The 18,949-nt window shown below is 29.5% G+C and carries 17 protein-coding genes; 15 read left to right on the top strand and 2 right to left on the bottom strand.

Annotation, left to right across the window (positions count from 1 at the left end):
• Nucleotides 1-14: 14 nt before the first annotated feature.
• From cysQ (CLLT_RS01575) to kpsS, 9 genes are read left to right on the top strand one after another with little or no spacing between them, the layout of a single operon-like run.
• A complete protein-coding gene (gene cysQ, locus CLLT_RS01575) occupies nucleotides 15-758 on the top strand; it encodes a 3'(2'),5'-bisphosphate nucleotidase CysQ (RefSeq protein WP_115613978.1) in 744 nt (247 codons plus the stop codon).
• 2 nt (nucleotides 759-760) lie between these two features.
• Nucleotides 761-1,654 carry a sulfate adenylyltransferase subunit CysD gene (gene cysD, locus CLLT_RS01580; RefSeq protein WP_074693120.1) on the top strand — a complete coding sequence of 298 codons (894 nt, stop codon included), beginning with the start codon at nucleotides 761-763 and terminating at the stop codon, nucleotides 1,652-1,654.
• Nucleotides 1,654-3,078 carry a sulfate adenylyltransferase subunit CysN gene (gene cysN / locus CLLT_RS01585; RefSeq protein ID WP_074693118.1) on the top strand — a complete coding sequence of 475 codons (1,425 nt, stop codon included), beginning with the start codon at nucleotides 1,654-1,656 and terminating at the stop codon, nucleotides 3,076-3,078. The genes cysD and cysN overlap by 1 nt, the downstream gene beginning before the upstream one ends.
• A complete protein-coding gene (locus tag CLLT_RS01590) occupies nucleotides 3,075-4,790 on the top strand; it encodes an SLC13 family permease (protein ID WP_074693116.1) in 1,716 nt (571 codons plus the stop codon). The genes cysN and CLLT_RS01590 overlap by 4 nt, the downstream gene beginning before the upstream one ends.
• Nucleotides 4,791-4,798: 8 nt before the next feature.
• Entirely contained in the window at nucleotides 4,799-5,383 is a 585-nt protein-coding gene (gene cysC / locus CLLT_RS01595; protein WP_074693115.1) for an adenylyl-sulfate kinase, read from the top strand.
• Nucleotides 5,383-6,126, top strand: coding sequence for a 3'(2'),5'-bisphosphate nucleotidase CysQ (cysQ, locus tag CLLT_RS01600; RefSeq protein ID WP_115613979.1), 744 nt, complete (start codon nucleotides 5,383-5,385; stop codon nucleotides 6,124-6,126). The genes cysC and cysQ (CLLT_RS01600) overlap by 1 nt, the downstream gene beginning before the upstream one ends.
• Before the next feature lie 2 nt (nucleotides 6,127-6,128).
• The gene (locus tag CLLT_RS07900; protein ID WP_236585207.1) at nucleotides 6,129-7,823 is read left to right on the top strand and encodes a DUF8374 domain-containing protein; all 1,695 of its coding nucleotides are present in this window, start codon (nucleotides 6,129-6,131) and stop codon (nucleotides 7,821-7,823) included.
• A gap of 31 nt (nucleotides 7,824-7,854) precedes the next feature.
• Nucleotides 7,855-9,882 carry a capsule polysaccharide biogenesis protein gene (locus CLLT_RS01610; RefSeq protein WP_074692654.1) on the top strand — a complete coding sequence of 676 codons (2,028 nt, stop codon included), beginning with the start codon at nucleotides 7,855-7,857 and terminating at the stop codon, nucleotides 9,880-9,882.
• Nucleotides 9,879-11,057: a capsule polysaccharide modification protein KpsS gene (gene kpsS, locus CLLT_RS01615; RefSeq protein WP_074692653.1), complete on the top strand. Its 1,179-nt coding sequence runs from the start codon at nucleotides 9,879-9,881 to the stop codon at nucleotides 11,055-11,057. Before CLLT_RS01610 ends, kpsS begins: the two co-directional genes overlap by 4 nt.
• Here the strand turns inward: kpsS and CLLT_RS01620 are convergent.
• The gene (locus tag CLLT_RS01620) at nucleotides 11,054-12,562 is read right to left on the bottom strand and encodes a DUF8374 domain-containing protein (RefSeq protein WP_074692652.1); all 1,509 of its coding nucleotides are present in this window, start codon (nucleotides 12,560-12,562) and stop codon (nucleotides 11,054-11,056) included. The two genes, kpsS and CLLT_RS01620, sit on opposite strands and share 4 nt — an antisense overlap.
• A 163-nt stretch (nucleotides 12,563-12,725) precedes the next feature.
• Here CLLT_RS01620 and CLLT_RS01625 point away from each other — a divergent pair, with 163 nt between their 5' ends.
• The 3 genes from CLLT_RS01625 to CLLT_RS01635 are packed head-to-tail and all read left to right on the top strand — an operon-like array spanning nucleotide 12,726 to nucleotide 15,588.
• Nucleotides 12,726-13,856 (top strand): DUF829 domain-containing protein, encoded by a 1,131-nt coding sequence (locus CLLT_RS01625; RefSeq protein ID WP_074692651.1) that lies wholly within the window; start codon nucleotides 12,726-12,728, stop codon nucleotides 13,854-13,856.
• An 8-nt stretch (nucleotides 13,857-13,864) separates the two neighbouring features.
• Complete coding sequence (locus CLLT_RS01630) at nucleotides 13,865-15,232, top strand: cytochrome P450 (RefSeq protein WP_074692650.1); 1,368 nt, start codon at nucleotides 13,865-13,867, stop codon at nucleotides 15,230-15,232.
• Between the two features lie 2 nt (nucleotides 15,233-15,234).
• Nucleotides 15,235-15,588, top strand: a complete 354-nt coding sequence (locus CLLT_RS01635; protein WP_039627957.1) for a M14 family metallopeptidase — start codon at nucleotides 15,235-15,237, stop codon at nucleotides 15,586-15,588.
• On the opposite strand, the gene nusA is transcribed toward CLLT_RS01635, so the two are convergent.
• Nucleotides 15,585-16,676 carry a transcription termination factor NusA gene (gene nusA / locus CLLT_RS01640; RefSeq protein WP_074692649.1) on the bottom strand — a complete coding sequence of 364 codons (1,092 nt, stop codon included), beginning with the start codon at nucleotides 16,674-16,676 and terminating at the stop codon, nucleotides 15,585-15,587. The two genes, CLLT_RS01635 and nusA, sit on opposite strands and share 4 nt — an antisense overlap.
• 123 nt (nucleotides 16,677-16,799) lie before the next feature.
• Here nusA and CLLT_RS01645 point away from each other — a divergent pair, with 123 nt between their 5' ends.
• From CLLT_RS01645 to CLLT_RS01655, 3 genes are read left to right on the top strand one after another with little or no spacing between them, the layout of a single operon-like run.
• Nucleotides 16,800-17,042 (top strand): HP0268 family nuclease, encoded by a 243-nt coding sequence (locus tag CLLT_RS01645; protein WP_039617566.1) that lies wholly within the window; start codon nucleotides 16,800-16,802, stop codon nucleotides 17,040-17,042.
• A complete protein-coding gene (miaB, locus tag CLLT_RS01650) occupies nucleotides 17,039-18,337 on the top strand; it encodes a tRNA (N6-isopentenyl adenosine(37)-C2)-methylthiotransferase MiaB (protein ID WP_074692648.1) in 1,299 nt (432 codons plus the stop codon). The genes CLLT_RS01645 and miaB overlap by 4 nt, the downstream gene beginning before the upstream one ends.
• Nucleotides 18,321-18,944 (top strand): lysophospholipid acyltransferase family protein, encoded by a 624-nt coding sequence (locus CLLT_RS01655; protein ID WP_012661070.1) that lies wholly within the window; start codon nucleotides 18,321-18,323, stop codon nucleotides 18,942-18,944. Before miaB ends, CLLT_RS01655 begins: the two co-directional genes overlap by 17 nt.
• Nucleotides 18,945-18,949 lie beyond the last annotated feature (5 nt).

The raw sequence follows: 18,949 nt of genomic DNA on the forward strand, positions 1-18,949 counted from the left end.
AGAAAAGGTTAATCATGTTTAGTCAGATTAACTTAAAAGATATAACCTCCATAGCTATAAAAGCAGGTGCAAATGTCTTAGAAATTTATAATCAAGATTTTAAAATTTTTTATAAAGATGATAATTCACCTTTAAGTGAAGCAGATATCATCTCAAATGAGATTATTTGCAAAGAGCTTGCTAAATTTAACATTCCTATACTTTCAGAAGAAAATAAAACTATACCTTATGAACAAAGAAAAAATTGGGAATATTTTTGGTGTATAGATCCAATTGATGGTACTAAAGAGTTTATTAACAAAAATGGAGAATTTACTATAAATATAGCTTTGATTTATAAAGATACTCCAGTTTTGGGTGTAGTTTATGCTCCAGCATTGGATTTGCTATATAGTGCTAAAAAGGGTGAAGGCGCTTTTAAAAATGGCATAAAGTTACCTTTACAAAGAAATGACGATTTTTTAAAAATTGTAGCTAGTAAATCACACTTAAATGAGCAAACAAAAAATTTTGTAGATAGTATTCAAACAACCAAGCAAAAAGAGTTTATCTCTATGGGAAGTTCTTTAAAGCTATGCTTGGTAGCTAGTAATGAGGCAGATATTTACCCAAGATTAGCTCCTACTATGGAGTGGGATGTAGCTGCTGCTGATGCTATAGTCAGAGAGGTTGGGAAAATGACCTATGATTTTTATACCAAAAAACCTTTAGTGTATAATAAAGAAAATTTATTAAATCCATATTTTATAGTGGAGTAAAAATGACCCATTTAGAGTATTTAGAATCAGAGTCTATTCATATTATCCGTGAGGTGATAGCCGAGTTTGAAAAACCAGCTATGCTTTATAGTATAGGTAAAGACAGCTCGGTTATGCTTCATCTTTTACAAAAAGCATTTTACCCAAGCTTACCTCCACTTCCTTTGGTGCATGTAGATACCACATGGAAATTTAAAGAGATGATAGAATTTAGAGACAAACGCGCCAAAGAGCTTGGTATGGAGCTTATAGTCTATCAAAATCCTAAAATCAAAGAATTAAATCTTTCTCCATTTACACATGGCTCTTCTATGCATACAGATATTGCTAAAACACAAGGTTTAAAACAAATGCTTGATTTGTATCAATTTGATGCGGTATTTGGTGGTGCAAGAAGAGATGAAGAAAAATCGCGCGCAAAGGAAAGAATTTATTCTTTTCGTGATGAAAATCACTCATGGGATCCAAAAAATCAACGCCCAGAATTATGGGATATTTACAACGGTCGTCATAAAAAAGGTGAATCCATAAGAGTTTTTCCGCTTAGTAATTGGACTGAACTTGATATATGGCAGTATATTTACAAAGAAAATATTCCTTTACCAAGTCTTTATTTTGCTAAAAAACGACCAGTAGTAGAGTACATGGGGGCTAAAATTTTAGTTGATGATGAGCGTATGCCAAAAGAACTTGCTAAAAATGCCAAAGAAGAATTAGTTCGTTTTAGAACTCTAGGTTGCTACCCACTAACTGGAGCTATAAATTCAAATGCCAGCAATGTTTTAGAAATCATCGAAGAGCTTTTACTTTCTAAAACAAGTGAAAGACAAGGTAGGCTTATAGATACCGATGAAGAAGCAAGTATGGAAAAAAAGAAAAAAGAAGGGTATTTTTGATGAAAACAAATGTAGAAAGATACCTAAAAGAACATGAAAATAAAGAGCTTTGTAGATTTATTACTTGTGGTAGTGTAGATGATGGTAAATCAACCCTTATAGGTAGAATGCTTTATGATGCAAAAATGCTTTTTGAAGATCAAATTTTATCTTTAGAAAAAGATAGTAAAAAGCTTGGTAATGCAGGGGAAAAGCTTGATTTTGCACTTTTAGTAGATGGTCTTGCAAGTGAGAGAGAGCAAGGTATAACTATAGATGTAGCATATAGATTTTTCACAAGTGAAAAAAGAAAATTCATCATAGCAGATACCCCAGGCCATGAGCAATACACTAGAAATATGGCAACAGGTGCTAGTACAGCTGATATTGCCATCATACTTGTAGATGCAAGAAAAGGGGTTTTAGCTCAAACTAAAAGACATTCTTATATAGCGAGTTTGCTTGGTATAAAACAATTTATTATTGCTGTGAATAAAATGGATTTGATTGATTATAATCAAGAAATTTTTAATATAATCTGTAAAAATTATCAAGAAATTCTACCATACTTAAAAAATCATGAGTGTATTAAAACCCACTTTGTTCCTATATGTGCATTAGATGGAGACAACATAGCTTCTAAAAGTATTAATATGCCTTGGTATAATGGAAAAACCTTATCTGAGCTTTTAGATACTTTGCCTATTGCTACTAGTTTAAGTGATGAGTTTATCATGAGTGTGCAATATGTCAATCGCCCTCATTTAAATTTTAGAGGTTTTTGTGGAAATATTGCTAGTGGTAGTATAAATATCAAAGATGAAGTTGTGATTTTACCTTCTTTAAAAACAAGTAAAATAAAACAAATCATCACACCTAGTATTAAAAGCCTAAATATACCTGATAAAAATGAAAAGGTTCAAAGTGCTAAAAATGCTAGCTTTCCAAGTGCTATAACTTTAACTTTAGAAGATGAGATAGACATTTCAAGAGGCGATGTAATAGCTTCTAAAAATCATAGCATAGAAATTTCAAATTCTTTTAAAGCTATGGTAATATGGATGAGTGAGGTTAAATTTAATTTAAATGAAAACTATCTTATCAAAATAGCAAATTTAACTGCCAATGTAGTATTTGAAAAAATTGATTTTAAAAAAGACATTAATACTTTCAAAGAATTTCAAAGCGATGAATTAAAACTCAATGATATTGCTAAATGCACCTTAAAGCTTAATAAAAAAACAGCTCTTAAAGCTTATAAGGACAATAAAACTTTAGGAAGTTTTATCATCATAGATAAATACTCTAATGAAACCTTAGCAGCGGGTATGGTAGAAGAAATTTTAGTAAGCGAAGAAAAGAGTAGATTTTACACTCAAGCAGAAATAGAACTTAATGCTTACATTAGAAAAAACTATCCTGAATGGGAATGTAAAAAAATATGAAAATTATTGTCGCATTAAGCATTTTAATCTTGCTTATTTTGCTAATTAGCAATAAAATTAAACCTTTTATTTTATTTGGTAGTGTAGCTGTGCTTTATTATCTTTTAGGGTATTTAAATTTAAACACCTGGCTTAGCTCTTATACGAGCGAATCTTTGATAGTGCTTATTTTGCTTTTGTTAGTTTCGCTAGCTATAGAAAAAAGCGTTGTGATAAGTTGGTGTTCTAAATTCATCATAGGTAAAAATTATCATCTATCACTTTTAAAACTTGGAGTTGTTACAGCTAGTATTTCAGCTTTTTTAAATAATACTGCAGTAGTGGCAAGTTTTATGAGTATTATAAAAAATAACAAATTTCAAGCTCCTTCTAAACTACTCATTCCACTTTCATATTTTTCCATAGTTGGTGGAACGATGACTTTGATAGGCACTTCAACTAACTTGATAGTCAATTCTTTTGTAGTGCAAAATGGCTTGGAAAGTTTAAAGATTTTTGATTTTTTTGCGGTGGGTTTTTGTATAAGTGTTGGTGTGCTTATAGTACTTTTGATTTTTAGTTTTTTATTGCCTGAGTATAAAGAAAAAGAAAATACCATTAATGAGTATTTGATCAATGCTAAAGTGTTGAAAAATAGCTCATTAGTGGGAAAAACTATACAAGAAAATGGCTTAAGAAATTTAGAGTTTTTGTTTTTACTTGAAATTCAAAGAAAAGATGAGCTTATCACCCCTGTTAGTCACAATGAGTTTATTAAAGAAGGAGATGAGTTAATTTTTAGTGGAGATGTTACACATTTAGAAGTTTTGAAAAAATTTAATGGCTTGCAAATTGGCTCACAAGATTTAAAACTAGAAACATTAAATTTAGTAGATGTCGTGATAAATTCTGGGTCAAATTTGATAGGAAAAAGCGTTAAAGAAGCAAACTTTAGAGCTAAATTTGATGCTGGGATTGTAGCCCTAAAAAGGGGCTCAAAAAATATTTCAAAAATTGGTCAAAGTTTATTACAAGCTGGAGATAGGCTTATTTTAAGTGTGGGTAAGGACTTTTACTCAAGAGATAATATCAATAAAAACTTTTACGTTATCTCAAATATCATGCAAAATCAAAAGTTAAGTAATATCCAAAGTTTTATAGTGATTTTTGTGTTTTTAGCTATTATCACTTTATCGGCTTTAGAATTAGTATCTTTGCTTAAAGCGCTGTTAGTGTTTTTAGTTTGCTTGTTTGTATTTAAAATCATAAGTTTTGATGAGGTAAAAAGACGCTTTCCTTTGGAAATTTTTATCATAGTAGGATCTTCTTTAGCCATTACTAAAGTTTTAGTTGATAGTGGTTTGGCTAAAGATTTGGCTGAGTTTATTATAGGAACTTTTGGAGTGTATGGATTATATGGTAGTTTTGTGGGAATTTATCTTCTAACTTTGCTTTTAACTGAAATCATTACCAATAACGCTGCCGCAGCTTTGGCTTTTCCTATTGCTTATAGTACTGCTTTAGCGCTTGAAGTTAATCCAACTCCGTTTATATTAGCGGTTGCTTATGGGGCAAGTTGTGCTTTTTTAATGCCACATGGTTATCAAACTCACTTGATGGTAGGTTCAATTTGTGGGTATAAAACTACTGATTTTATAAAAATAGGATGGATAGTTTCTTTGACTTATTCAGCTATTGTTTTAACTATAACTCCGGTATTTTTTAGTTTTTAAGGAAAAAAATGAGTAAAAATTTAACTTGGTATGTAAGTAGCATTACAAAAACTCAAAGAGCTAAACTTAAAAATCAAAAACCATGTGTTTTGTGGTTTAGTGGGCTTAGTGGCAGTGGTAAATCTACTTTGGCAAATGCGGTTGAAAAAAAACTTTTTGAGCAAGGTTTTCATACTTATCTTTTAGATGGGGATAATGTACGTCATGGACTTAATAAAGATTTGGGTTTTGATGAGGTTTCAAGAGTAGAAAACATAAGACGCATAGGAGAGGTATGTAAGCTTTTTGTAGATGCTGGTATGATAGTACTTTGCGCTTTTATATCACCTTTTGAAAAAGATAGAAAACTTATAAAAGATCTTTTAGATGAGGATGAATATATAGAAATATTTGTTGATACACCTTTGGAAATTTGTGAAAAAAGAGATCCAAAAGGACTTTATAAAAAAGCAAGAAACGGTGAGATTAAAAATTTCACAGGTATAGATAGTCCTTATGAAAAACCTAAAAACCCACATATACGCATAACAAAAGAAGATCTTAATGAGAATGTAGGTATAATTTTAAATAAAATAAAAAGCGATATTATGTAATGATAAATAAAATTAATCTACAAGATATAACCTCCATAGCTATAAAAGCAGGTGCAAATGTCTTAGAAATTTATAATCAAGATTTTAAAATTTTTTATAAAGATGATAATTCACCTTTAAGTGAAGCAGATATCATCTCAAATGAGATTATTTGCAAAGAGCTTGCTAAATTTAACATTCCTATACTTTCAGAAGAAAATAAAACTATACCTTATGAACAAAGAAAAAATTGGGAATATTTTTGGTGTATAGATCCAATTGATGGTACTAAAGAGTTTATTAACAAAAATGGAGAATTTACTATAAATATAGCTTTGATTTATAAAGATACTCCAGTTTTGGGTGTAGTTTATGCTCCAGCATTGGATTTGCTATATAGTGCTAAAAAGGGTGAAGGCGCTTTTAAAAATGGCATAAAGTTACCTTTACAAAGAAATGACGATTTTTTAAAAATTGTAGCTAGTAAATCACACTTAAATGAGCAAACAAAAAATTTTGTAGATAGTATTCAAACAACCAAGCAAAAAGAGTTTATCTCTATGGGAAGTTCTTTAAAGCTATGCTTGGTAGCTAGTAATGAGGCAGATATTTACCCAAGATTAGCTCCTACTATGGAGTGGGATGTAGCTGCTGCTGATGCTATAGTCAGAGAGGTTGGGAAAATGACCTATGATTTTTATACCAAAAAACCTTTAGTGTATAATAAAGAAAATTTATTAAATCCATATTTTATAGTGGAGTAAAAATGACAGTTTACATCCATATAGGCTTGGAAAAAACTGGAAGTACTAGTATACAAGAATTTTTATATATAAATAGAGATATAATTCTGAAAAAATATAATTATATTTTTTTGCAATCCATAGGCATAAAAAATCATTGGGATTTAGCTTTTTTAGGGTATTCTTTAACTAAAAAAGATAGTTATATTTTAAATAATTCTTTGTGGGATCTGCAAGCTATTAAGAAACATAAAAAAAGCATTTTTAATAAAATTAACCATGAAATAAATGTTAACTACATAACGGTTTTTTCTTCTGAGTTATTACAATCAAGATTAACCTGCAAGCGAGAAATTATCAAATTATATAAATTTTTAAAAAAAATAGGATTTACAAATATTCAAGTAGTATGCTATATTCGAGATGTAAACGAAATGCTAAAATCATTATTTTCTGAGGCTATTAAATGGGCAGAAATAGATGATTTTAAATTAGAAATGAAAAATGAAGAATATAGTTCAGGATACAAAAAAAATTTATTTCATTTTCATCACATTTGCAATCATAAACAAACATTACAGTGGTGGGGGGAAATTTTTGGTAAAGAAAATTTAATTGTAAGATTATTTGATAAAAATGAATTTTATCAAGGAGATTTATTAAAAGATTTTATACATAGTATAGGCTTAGAATGGGATGATGAGTTTATTATACCTCCAAAGCAAAATGAGAGTTTAGATTTATTGGGAATAGAGTTGCTTAGAAGAGTTAATAGTATATTACCTCTTTTTGTTAATAATATCAGAAATATATTTAGGGGAGATTTGCATCATTTTGTATTAAAACACTTCACCTCTAAAGACCCTCATCTTAAATTTCAACCTCCAAAAGAAATAATGCAGTCTTATATAGATTATTTCGAGGAATCAAATGAATGGGTAAGAAAGGAATTCTTTCCCCACAAAGAAAGATTGTTTCCTAAGAAAGATTTAAGTAATTATAAAGAAAATTACGAACTTAAGGAAATGAAACCAGAGTATTGGGATAGGATAGCTGAATTTATAGCTTATATTGTGAAAACCAAAAATCAAACTATTGCAGATAAAATCAATATCGTTCAGAATAAAGATAAAATTATTATTGATCAAACTACTCAAATAAAATCCTTACAAGCAACATTAAAAGATAATGAAGCAAAATTGATACAAATAAGCAATCTTAACAATACCATCAAAGAGAAAGATAATATTATAAATTCCAATATAAATCATATCAATCAATTGCAAAGTAATATACAAGAAAAATCAACTCAACTCAATCAAATCCAATCTAAATTATCTTTCCAAACTAAATATGGCACAGCTAAAACAAGAATTCAAAACCAACTCTCTTATAAACTAGGTCAAGCTATGATAGTTAATTCTAAATCTTTCCTAGGTTACTTAATAATGCCTATGGCATTATTAAGTATAATGATTTCACATAAACAAGAACAAAAAGTCTATCAAGAAAAAATAAAAAAAGATCCTTCTTTAAAACTACCTATATTAGAAGATTATCCTGATTACAAAGAAGCTTTAAAATTAAAAAATCATCTTTCTTATAAACTAGGACAAGCTCTTATACAAGCTAATAAAACTTGGTATGGGGGGGGGTATGTCAAACTGCTATTTGAAATTGGGAAGTTGAAGAGGGAATTTAAGAGTAAGAAAATTTGATATAATCTTTCTTTAATTTAAAGAGAGATTTATGAAATTATATACCACATCTAAAAGATTAAAAGAAAATATCGAAAATTTTTACAAAATAAATTTATATCATATTTGCAAAAATACCGGCAAAGAAGATATTTTTGTTGGTTGGGGTAGAAAAAAGTCAGGTTTAAAAGCCATAGCACTAGCTAAAAAGTATAATGTAAAATTTTTGCTTTTAGAAGATGGTTTTTTACGTTCATTAAATTTAGGTGTAGAGAAAAGCCCGAGTTTTTCTATCGTCAAAGATGAAGTGGGAATTTATTATGACGCCACAGCTCCATCTAAGCTTGAAAATATTTTAAATACTTATGAGTTTAGTACCAAAGAACTAGAGCAAGCAAAAAAAGCTATAGAGCTTATAAAAACAGAAAAACTTAGTAAGTATAACAATAATCTTTGCATACCAAAAGATCTTTTTAGCACTAATGAAGAACGTGTATTAATTATTACTCAAGTAGCAAATGATGCTTCATTAAAATTTGGCTTAGCTGATAGTTTTTCAACCCAAGAAATTATAAATGACACCATTAAAGAAAATCCAAATGCTAAAATATATATTAAAATTCATCCTGATGTATTAAGCGGTAAAAAACAAAGTGATTTTAATGCACAAGATTTGCCAAGTAAATGTGTAGTTATAAAGGAAAATTATAATCCCATAGAACTATTAAGTCATTTTAAGAAAGTCTATACTAAGACTTCTGGTATGGGTTTTGAAGCTTTGATGTTGGGATGTGAATGTGTGTGTTATGGTGTGCCATTTTATGCGGGTTGGGGTTTAACCCAAGATAAACAAGCGTGTAAAAGAAGGCTCAAAAAAAGAAGTCTAGAAGAAGTTTTTTATGCTACTTATATTTTATATAGTGAGTATTTTAATCCTTACTTAAATCAAAAAAGCGACATCTTTGATACCATTTATACTTTAGCAAAGTATAAAAAGATAGAACAAGTTAATTCTAATACTTTATATTTTTTGGGTTTTACTTTGTGGAAGCGTTGGTTTATGAAGCCATTTTTTAAAGCCAAGAATAATAAAATCATTTTTTTAAACTCACCGAGTGAACTTTATAAAGCTAAGTTAAATCCTGAAGATAAAATTTTTATCTGGGGTAAAAAATATGATAAAACTTTACTAGCTAAAGATTTTAATAATGAAATTTTCTTAGTAGAAGATGGCTTTTTACGCTCTGTTTTTTTAGGCTCAGATCTTACACGCCCTTTTTCTTTGATAGTAGATAGTAAGGGTTTATATGTTGATTCAAGCAAGCCAAGTGATTTAGAAGATATTTTACAAAATTATGTTTTTGATGAGAGTTTAAAACAAAGAGCTAAAAAGCTCATCTCTACTATCACACAAAATAAATTTTCAAAGTATAATGGTTTAAAACATGAAAAATTAAATTTTAATACCAATAAAAAAATTATTTTAATCCCTGCTCAAGTAGAAGATGATGCTTCTATGATCTTAGGTGGTGCAGGCTTTGATACCTTAAAACTTTTACAAAGTGTAAGAAAGGCTAATGAAAACGCCTTCTTAGTTTTTAAACCTCATCCTGATGTTTTAAGCGGTAACCGTAAAGGCTTAAAAGATAAAAGCATTATTTTAAAATATTGCGATGAGATTATAGAAGATGTCAGCATAGATAGCGCTATAAATGCATGTGATGAAGTGCATACTATAACCTCTACAAGTGGTTTTGACGCTCTTTTGCGTGGTAAAAAAGTAGTAGTTTATGGCAAGCCTTTTTATGCAGGTTGGGGTTTGACAAGCGATTTATATGAAATTCCAAGACGTACAAGAGTGCTTAGTTTAGAAGAGCTTGTTGCGGGGGTTTTGATCCTTTATCCAAGATACATCCATCCAAAAAGTAAAAATTTATGTGAAGTTGAGCTTGCATTGGATATAATGCTAAAAATGCAAAAAGATTATTTTTCTAAATTTTATTTACGTTGGTTTATAGATATAAGAATTTATATATTAAGAAAAATAAGAAGATTAATAGAATTTATTTTGATTAGATGAATTTAAGTAAGAAGTTAAAAAAATTTTCCGGTAAAAATGTTTTGTTACTCCAAGGGCCTGTGGGAGGATTTTTTCGCAAAATTGCTATAAAAATTCCAAAAGCTAATGTTTATAAAGTAAATTTTAATGGAGGAGATTTTTTCTTTTATCCTTTTAAAAGCATTAATTACACTAAAAGTTTAGCCGAGCTTGAAGACTTTTATAAAAAGCTTTTTGAAGAAAAACAAATTCAAGTTATCATTATGTATAATGATTGTAGAAAAGTTCATGAAATAGCCATTAATGTTGCTAAACAAATGGGTATTGAAGTATGGATTTTTGAAGAAGGTTATATAAGACCAAACTTCATTACTTTTGAAAAAGATGGAGTGAATGCAAACTCCACTTTACCAAGAGAAAAAGAATTTTATCTAAGTCAGAAAAAATTTGATAAAGATTTTAAATTTAAAACTTTCTCAAGCACTTTTAAAAATATGGCCTTTGCTTCATTTTTATACTGGCTTTTTGCTTTTTTATTTTCTTGGTATTTTAATAATTCTTTACATCATAGAAGTTTAAAACTATTTGACTTTTTACCTTGGCTTTGCTCAGTATATAGAAAAAACAAATACAAAATCACAGAAAAAAGTTTAAACGAAAAAATTCTTTCCCTAAAGCAAAAGTATTTTTTGGCTATTTTACAAGTGCATAATGATACTCAACTCTCCCATCATTATAAAAAAACTACAGAAAAATTTATAGAAGAGGTGATTATCTCTTTTGCTAATCATGCCAAAGCAAAGTCATACCTAGTTTTTAAACACCATCCTATGGACCGTGGTTATAGGGACTATACCAAACTTATAGAAGATTTGAGTTTAAGATACAATGTTGAGGGTAGAATTTTATATGTACATGACTTACACTTACCTACGCTCTTAATCAATGCAAGGGGTACTATAGTCATAAATAGCACAGTAGGGCTTTCTGCTTTATATCACAATAGCCCTTTAAAAGTTATGGGAAAAGCCTTTTATGATGTTGAAGGTTTGACTTATCAAAAAAGCTTGCATACTTTTTGGAAAGAATGCAGGGCATATAAGCCTGATGCTGTTTTGCACGCTAAATTTAGAAATTATGTGATATATAAAACCCAAGTCAATGGAAATTTTTTCAAAAATACTAGTTTAGATTAAATTTTCTTTTTATAGTTTTTTGCAATTTTTTTTAGTTTAAAGGGTAAGCTTAAATAGCCTATTTTAAAAGGAGTTCTTGAGGCTTGCAAAAGTGCATTACCTAAAAGATAAGGCAAATGTGTTTTGGCTATTTGAGCGTGTTTATAGTCTGCATAAGCTTTTAGTGGCGGTAGGTTTTTTTGATCTTTTTGATTTTTAAAATGCTCTTTTTTGATTTTTCTCAATTCAAAAGGTATTTTAAAATATCCTAGATAACTTTTACTATTTTTCATGATAGCTTCCCCAAGCTTATAGCTTAGTCTTTCTTTTATCCTTAAGCTAGCTCCATAAAGTTTATTGTTTTGGTGGATAAATATCTCATATTCATTTTTTAAGCCTTTATGATTTAAAAAACGCAAAAGATTATGATTTTGACTTTGTAAAAATGTTTGCATATCAAGTTTTTTTAGTTCATGGTATTCTAGCACTAATTCTTTATAAAATGCTATAGGTGGTATCAAAAGCTCATAAGCATTTATAAGTTGAATTTTACATTCAATTTTTTTATCATCATCTTTTTCTAAAAGTAAAATTCCTATTAAGTCCACATAATCAAGTCTTGGTGTTTTTTCATTTGCTATGCTTAAGCCCGAACTTTCCTCGCTTTGCTTGATAATTTGTGTATTAACATACAAAAAGGTTTGCTCATCACAAATTGCTTTTTCATTTTGTATATCTTGAAAAGTATTGATAAGTCCAAAATTTTTTACTAATTTAAAAGATGAGTTTTCAATGCTTATAGATGATATAGCATGATTTGATAAACTGGCGTGATTCCAAGTGTGTATGCCTAAGATTTGATAATTTTTGAACTCTTTTGGAAAAATGATTTTTTCATTAGCTTTAATCTTTGTAGTTTTTTCACAAAAAAATGAGTTTTTATGCTCTATTTTAGTTGAATTTGATGGCGTAAAGATATGAAATTTTCTTTTTGAGCAAATGATATTTTCTTTGGATTTTTTAAAGCTGTGTAAATTTTTAATGATGTTTTTACCAAGCTCTTGCATAGCTAGTGGCATAGGGTGGAATTTATAGTTTTGATCAAAATCATAAAGATTATTTTTTTGGTAGTAAAGATCTACATCGATTAGATTAAAACCATAATGAGCACAATTTTTCCTATGAGCTTCATTGATAGCTTTTGATTTATCATTACAAGCTGGTATGGGGAGCATAAGCACTATAGTAATTTTGTTTGCTTTGTAAAGTTCTTCGTAAAAATAATCAATATTTCTAAGTATAATATTTAAGCTCATAGGGCTTAAATAATCATTGATATTTGATTCGCTGATGAGAAAATCACTGTTGATTATAGTTTTTTTATGGCGTATTAACTCATAAAGATTTTGCAAAGAAGTACTAAGTCCTAAAGCGTAATTATGTAGTGTAATGTTTTTATTTTCAAGGCCTATTCTAAGACCATTTTTAACTACACTATTACTACCACCTAGTAAGATTATATCCATAAGTTCTTTCTTGTTTTTATAATTTTTTATTTATTTTATAAAATATTTTTTAATGAATAATTTCAGAGTAAAAACCCCTCATTTTGCCTTTAAATAAGCATTTGACAAAGATAACAACTTTAGCTATATTTTTAAATTCATTTTGAGTTTATTTGGGATTTGAATGGATAAATTGTGTCAAAAAAGAGATGTTTTTTATATAGCTGGTTATGATCCTAGAGGATATAGGCATTATTATGCTATGTTTAAAAAAAATTTAGCCGAGCAAAATGTTCTTTTAAATTATGATTATACTTTATCAAAAGCTCAAGTTAATATTTATCCTTTTTGGCAAATTCAAACCCCACATACAAGTACTTCTTACACCTTTTTAAGCTGGAATGATATAGTCAAAAAAAACTGGTCAGAGGGTATAAAAGATGCCTTGAGTGATTGTTATAGTTTTTTTAGAATTTATACCATCACAGGGCTTTTTTTAAAATTTGGTAAAGAATCCCCGCACCAACTTATCACAGGTTATTATCCATTTTTTTATGTTCTTTTGAGTTTGATTTTTACTTTAGTTTGTGCTTTTGGAAGTTTATTTTATTTGCAAAATTTTCATATTATTTTAGGAATTTTAGCTTTTGTTTTATCGTTAGTGTTTTTACCAAAAATGCTTTATAAACTAGGCAAGAAATTAGCTGTTTTTTGGATAGCTAGAATTTGTTCTTTTTGTGCAAACTGGGAGAAAAATTCTCAAGGTGAACTTGAGTTAAGAATGGATGATTTTGCTAGAGTTATTTTTGAAAAACTAAAAGAAAATGTAAATGATAAAAATTATGAACTCATATTAAGTGCACATAGCGTGGGAACGGTGCTTTGCATAAATGTTTTAGCAAAAGTGCTTAGAAAATGTGAAAAAGAAAATATATCTTTTGAAAATTTAAAGGTTTTAACTTTGGGTGAATGCATACCTTTAGTAAGCTATCAAAAAAGATCTTTTGAGTTTAGAAAAGACTTAGAGTATTTAGGAAGTAAAAATTTAATATGGTATGATTTTACTTCTATTATTGATGGGGCTTGTTTTGCACAAGTTGATTTTATACGCACAAGCGGAGTGAAAGCACAATTTAGTCCAAAATACCTTTCGGCTAAATTTCATACCTTATATAAAAACAAAGATTATAAAAAAATCAAAAAAGACAAATATAAAGCACATTTTTTATATTTATTTGCCACACAAATTCAAGGAGTATATAACTTTTTTGAATTTATCATAGGTAAAAATAAATTAGAAGAAAAAATCAAATAGGAGAAAACATGGGTCAGTGTCCTTTTCATCCAAAGCCTTATAAAAATAAAGCTTCTACGTTAACTACTTTTTTACTAAAAAGAAGATCTTGGCTTGATGGACTTTATGAGCGAAGTTACAAGATGATGATGGGTAGAGTAAAAATGCCTGGATTTGATCTATATGTGGTAAATGATCCAAAAGAAGTTAGACGCATTATGGTAGATGAGGTTAGAGAATATCCAAAAAGTCAACTTTTGCATGAGCTTTTGGAGCCACTTTTGGGTATAAGTATTTTTACAACTAATGATAGAGTATGGGAAAAGCAAAGAGAACTTTTAAGACCTTCTTTTGAAATGACAAGGATTTCTAAGGTTTTTAATTTGATGAGTGAAGCAGCTTCTGATATGATGGCAAGATTTGCAAGGTATGAAGATAAAGCGATTATAGAAGTAGATGAAGCTATGACTTTTGTGACTGCAGATGTGATTTTTAGAACTATTATGTCATCAAAACTTGATGAGCAAAAAGGTAAACTTGTTTTGGATGCTTTTGTAACTGTGCAAGAAGAAACAGTTAAAACAGCTATGCGAAGAATGTTTCGTTTCCCAACTTGGCTTTCAAATCTTTTAGGTGAGAAAAAAAGACTTAAAGCAGGTGGAGTTATACGCAAGGTTTTATCAGATATTATAAAGCCAAGATATGATAATGCCCTAAATGATCAAGGAAAATATGAAGATATTTTATCATCATTGCTTATGGTGGTAGATGCAGATACTAATGAGAGATTTTCTTTTAATGAAATTTTAGACCAAGTTGCCATGCTTTTCTTAGCAGGCCATGAAACCACTGCAAGTTCACTAACTTGGACACTATATATTTTAAGTATTTCTCCAAATGAGCAACAAAAAGCCTATGAAGAAATCATGCAAGTTGCGGGTGATGAAGAGTTTAAAATAGAACATATTAGAGCAATGAAATATCTTACAAATGTGTTTAAAGAAAGCTTACGACTTTATCCGCCAGTTGGCTTTTTTGCTAGAGAAGCAAGAAATGATAACAAAATGAGAGATAAGCTTATCAAAAAAGGTTCAGGTGTAGTGGTAGCTCCATGGCTCATTCATAGACATGATAGTTTTTGGGAAAATCCACATGAGTTTGATCCAAGTCGCCATGAAGATAAAAGCAAGATTAAAAAAGACACTTATATGCCTTTTGGTATGGGAGAGCGTGTGTGTATAGGGCAGGGTTTTGCTATGCAAGAGGCTGTTTTGATTTTAGCTAATATTTTAAGGACTTATAAGTTAGAATTAGAAGAAAATTTTGTACCTGATATAGTAGGAAGACTTACTATAAGATCGGCAAATGGTATGAATATAAGATTTATAAAAAGGTAAAAATGAAAGAAAAATTAGCAGGAACTATACTACTTTGCGCTATCGTTCCTTTAGCGGTGATTAGTTATCTTTTTATTGTTATAGTGGGTACTTTTGGTAATCCTGCTAGGGTTAGACAAGGTGTGAGAGCGCTTGATCATTTTGTCAATGCTACTTTGTTTAATGGTTATGCTTGGGAGTCTTTATCATCTCATGCTTGGAGAGAGCGTGATAAAAGATGGGCTAAAATAGTTATTAAAATCACAGATTTTTTTGATAAAAATCACTGCCAAAAGGCAAATAAAAGAGAACAGCCTATAGTAGATTTAGTTTTAGAAAGAAAGCTTACCGAGCAAACTGTCGGCAAGCAACTTTAATTTTCTCCAAATAAAGCTTTAAGGTTTTTAAACGCTTCTTCTTGGTTATTAGTTTTATCTTCATTGTTTATTTCATTAAGTTCTATTTCATACCCAAGTAACATGCTAGCTAAGCGTATGTTAATACCGCTTTTTCCTATGGCTTTGCTTTTTTGCTCACTATTTAGCGTTACAATAGCTTTTTTATCTTCAATTTGCACTGAATTTATAATAGCAGGAGCCAAGCTTCTAGTGATTAAAATTGCCATTTCATTAGAATACTCAATACAGTCGATATTTTCATTTTTTAATTCTTTGCTTACAGCATTGATTCTAACTCCTTTTATACCCACGGTTGCTCCTACTGCATCAACGCTTGGGCTATTGGCTTGTAAGATGATTTTTGCTCTCTCGCCTGGAATTCTTGCACTGGCATAAATATTTATAAGACCATCTTTGATTTCAGGAACTTCAGCTTTTAATAAAGCTTCTAAAAATTTAGGGCTAGTTCTACTAAGCTCCATTCTCATACCTGATTTATCAATATATACATGTCTAATAACAGCCTTAATCACATCACCTACTTTAAATTTTTCACCTTTGATACGATTTTTTCTAGGTAAATATGCACGAAACTCATCAATTTCTACATAAGTATTTTCTTCACTATCTACTCTTACTACGCTACCAAAAACCATATGTCCTACCATTTTTTGGTATTTTTCATAGATTTTTTCTTCTAAGAGTTTTTGAATGTTGTATTCTAATTCTTTATGCAAGATATTTACAGCAGTACGACCTAAATTTTCTAAAGAGCATTCATAAGTTAACTCATCGCCAATTTCTACATCTTTAGCTTCCACTCTTGCTTTGCTTAAAGCGATAAAATGTTCATTTTCACTTTCTAATCTTTCATCATCATCACTAACTACAACTATTTTTTGATAAAGTTGCAAATTTTTACCTGAATCAACAAAAAATTCATATTTATCGCCATAAATTTTCTTAGCAGTATTAATAAGTGCTTTTTTAACTCTTTCTCTTACATCTTCTATTTGTAAATTTTTCTCATTAGCAATGGATTCAATTATATCTGTGATTTTTTCCATAATGACAATACAACCTTAATTTTGGATTTTAAAAGTTTGAAGAATAAAATTATATCTTTAATAAGTTTAATTAAAAGTAAAATTTGCTATAATTTCAGATTAAAAAAACTTGAGGATGATGATATGGATTTAAAAATAGCAAGAACCTCTGTTGATGAAAAGCCAAAAAGTATAAGTTTAGAAAGTATTGAAAAGGCTGTGGATAAAGAAGGTCAAAAATTTTTCTATTTTGATAAAGACAATGCACATAAGCAATTAATCGCTTTAGTAGAGCATTTTGAAAAAAAAGGAAAATGTGTTTATCATAGAACAATCAAATATGGTTTAGATGATACAGATTTTATGTATGAGGTACACATTCTTTGAGTAAAAAACTTTTTATACAAACTTTAGGTTGTGCTATGAATGTTAGAGATTCAGAGCACATGATAGCCGAGCTTAAAGAAAAAGAAAATTATGAATTAACTCAAGATGCAAAAGAAGCAGATTTGATTTTAATCAATACTTGCTCGGTGCGTGAAAAGCCTGTACATAAGCTTTTTTCAGAAGTTGGAAGTTTTGAAAAAATCAAAAAAAATGGTGCGAAAATAGGAGTTTGTGGTTGCACTGCTTCTCATTTGGGTGATGAAATTTTTAAGCGTGCTCCTAATGTTGATTTTGTTTTGGGAGCTAGAAATGTTTCTAAAATAACAAAGGCAGTAAATACTCCTAAATTTTTAGGTAATGATATAGATTTTGATGAGAGTAATTATGCTTTTGCTGATTTTAGAAATAGTCTTTATAAAACTTATGTAAATATTTCTATAGGATGTGATAAACATTGCACTTATTGCATAGTGCCACATACTAGAGGAGATGAGATTTCTATACCTTTTGAAATTATCAAAAAAGAAGCGCTAAAAGCAGTTGCTAATGGTGCTAAAGAGATTTTTTTACTAGGACAAAATGTTAACAATTACGGCAAAAGATTTTCTAATGCTCATGAAAAGATTAATTTTTCAGATCTTTTAGAAAAATTAAGCGAAATCGAAGGTTTAGAGCGTATCCGCTTTACAAGCCCACATCCATTGCATATGGATGATAGATTTTTAGAGGTTTTTTCTAAAAATCCAAAAGTATGTAAGTCTATGCATATGCCTTTACAAAGTGGTTCAAGTGAAATTTTAAAGGCTATGAAACGCGGTTATACTAAAGAGTGGTATTTAGATAGGGCCTTAAAACTTCGTTCTATGTGTAAAGATGTGAGTATTTCTACTGATGTGATTGTAGCTTTTCCAGGTGAGAGTGATAAAGACTTTGAAGATACCATGGATGTACTTGAAAAAGTGCGATTTGAGCAAATGTTTTCTTTTAAATATTCTAAAAGACCACTAACTAAAGCTGCAACTATGCCAAATCAAATTCCTGATGATATAGCTTCAAAACGCTTGAGTATTTTACAAGCTAGACATACAGAAATTTTAGATGAGATTGTTGCAAAACAAAAAGATAAAGAATTTGAAGTTTTATTTGAAGAATTAAGAAGTGAAGGCTTTGTAGCAGGTAGAAGTGATAATAATTTTTTAATCCAAGTAAAAGGAAGCGAAGAATTATTAGGACAAATGAAAAAAGTAAAAATCACCAATCCTAGGCGTATGGTGTTAAATGGCGAAATCCTTTAAGATTAATCTTTTAGCTTTTGGAATTTTTTTACTCCAATGGCTGATTTTTTTAACTTGTAGAAAGGTTTATTTAGGGCAAAAGCTTCCAAAAAGATCATGTGTGATACTTTTTTGGCATGGGCGTCTTGCCCTAATGCCTTTTGCCTATCGTAAAATGGGTATTAAAGGTAAAAAGGCTTATGTGATGATTTCACACCATAAAGATGGAGAGATCATTGCTAGAAATATTGCCTTTTTTGGTTTGGATACTTTAAGAGGAAGCACAAGCAAAGGTGCTTTGGCTTTATTAAAACAATCTTTCAAAATCTTAGATCAAGGCGATGATATTATCATTACTCCAGATGGGCCAAGAGGACCTTATCATAGTATTTCAGATGGTTCTGTGATGATAGCAGCGAAAAAAAATGTTCCACTTTTTTTATTAAATTATGAAGCAAGTTCTTTTTGGGAATTTAAAAGTTGGGATAAAATGATCTTACCCAAACCTTTTTCTAAGATTACTTATAGATTAAGTGAAGAAATCAAAATACAAAATTTAAATTTAGAAGAAGCTAAAGTATTGATAAAAGAAAAATTTGATATGATAAGTCAAATAGATAAAGGATAAACACT

Origin of the sequence: Campylobacter lari subsp. lari (genome assembly GCF_013372185.1) — a bacterium.
Classification (GTDB): Bacteria; Campylobacterota; Campylobacteria; order Campylobacterales; family Campylobacteraceae; genus Campylobacter_D; species Campylobacter_D lari.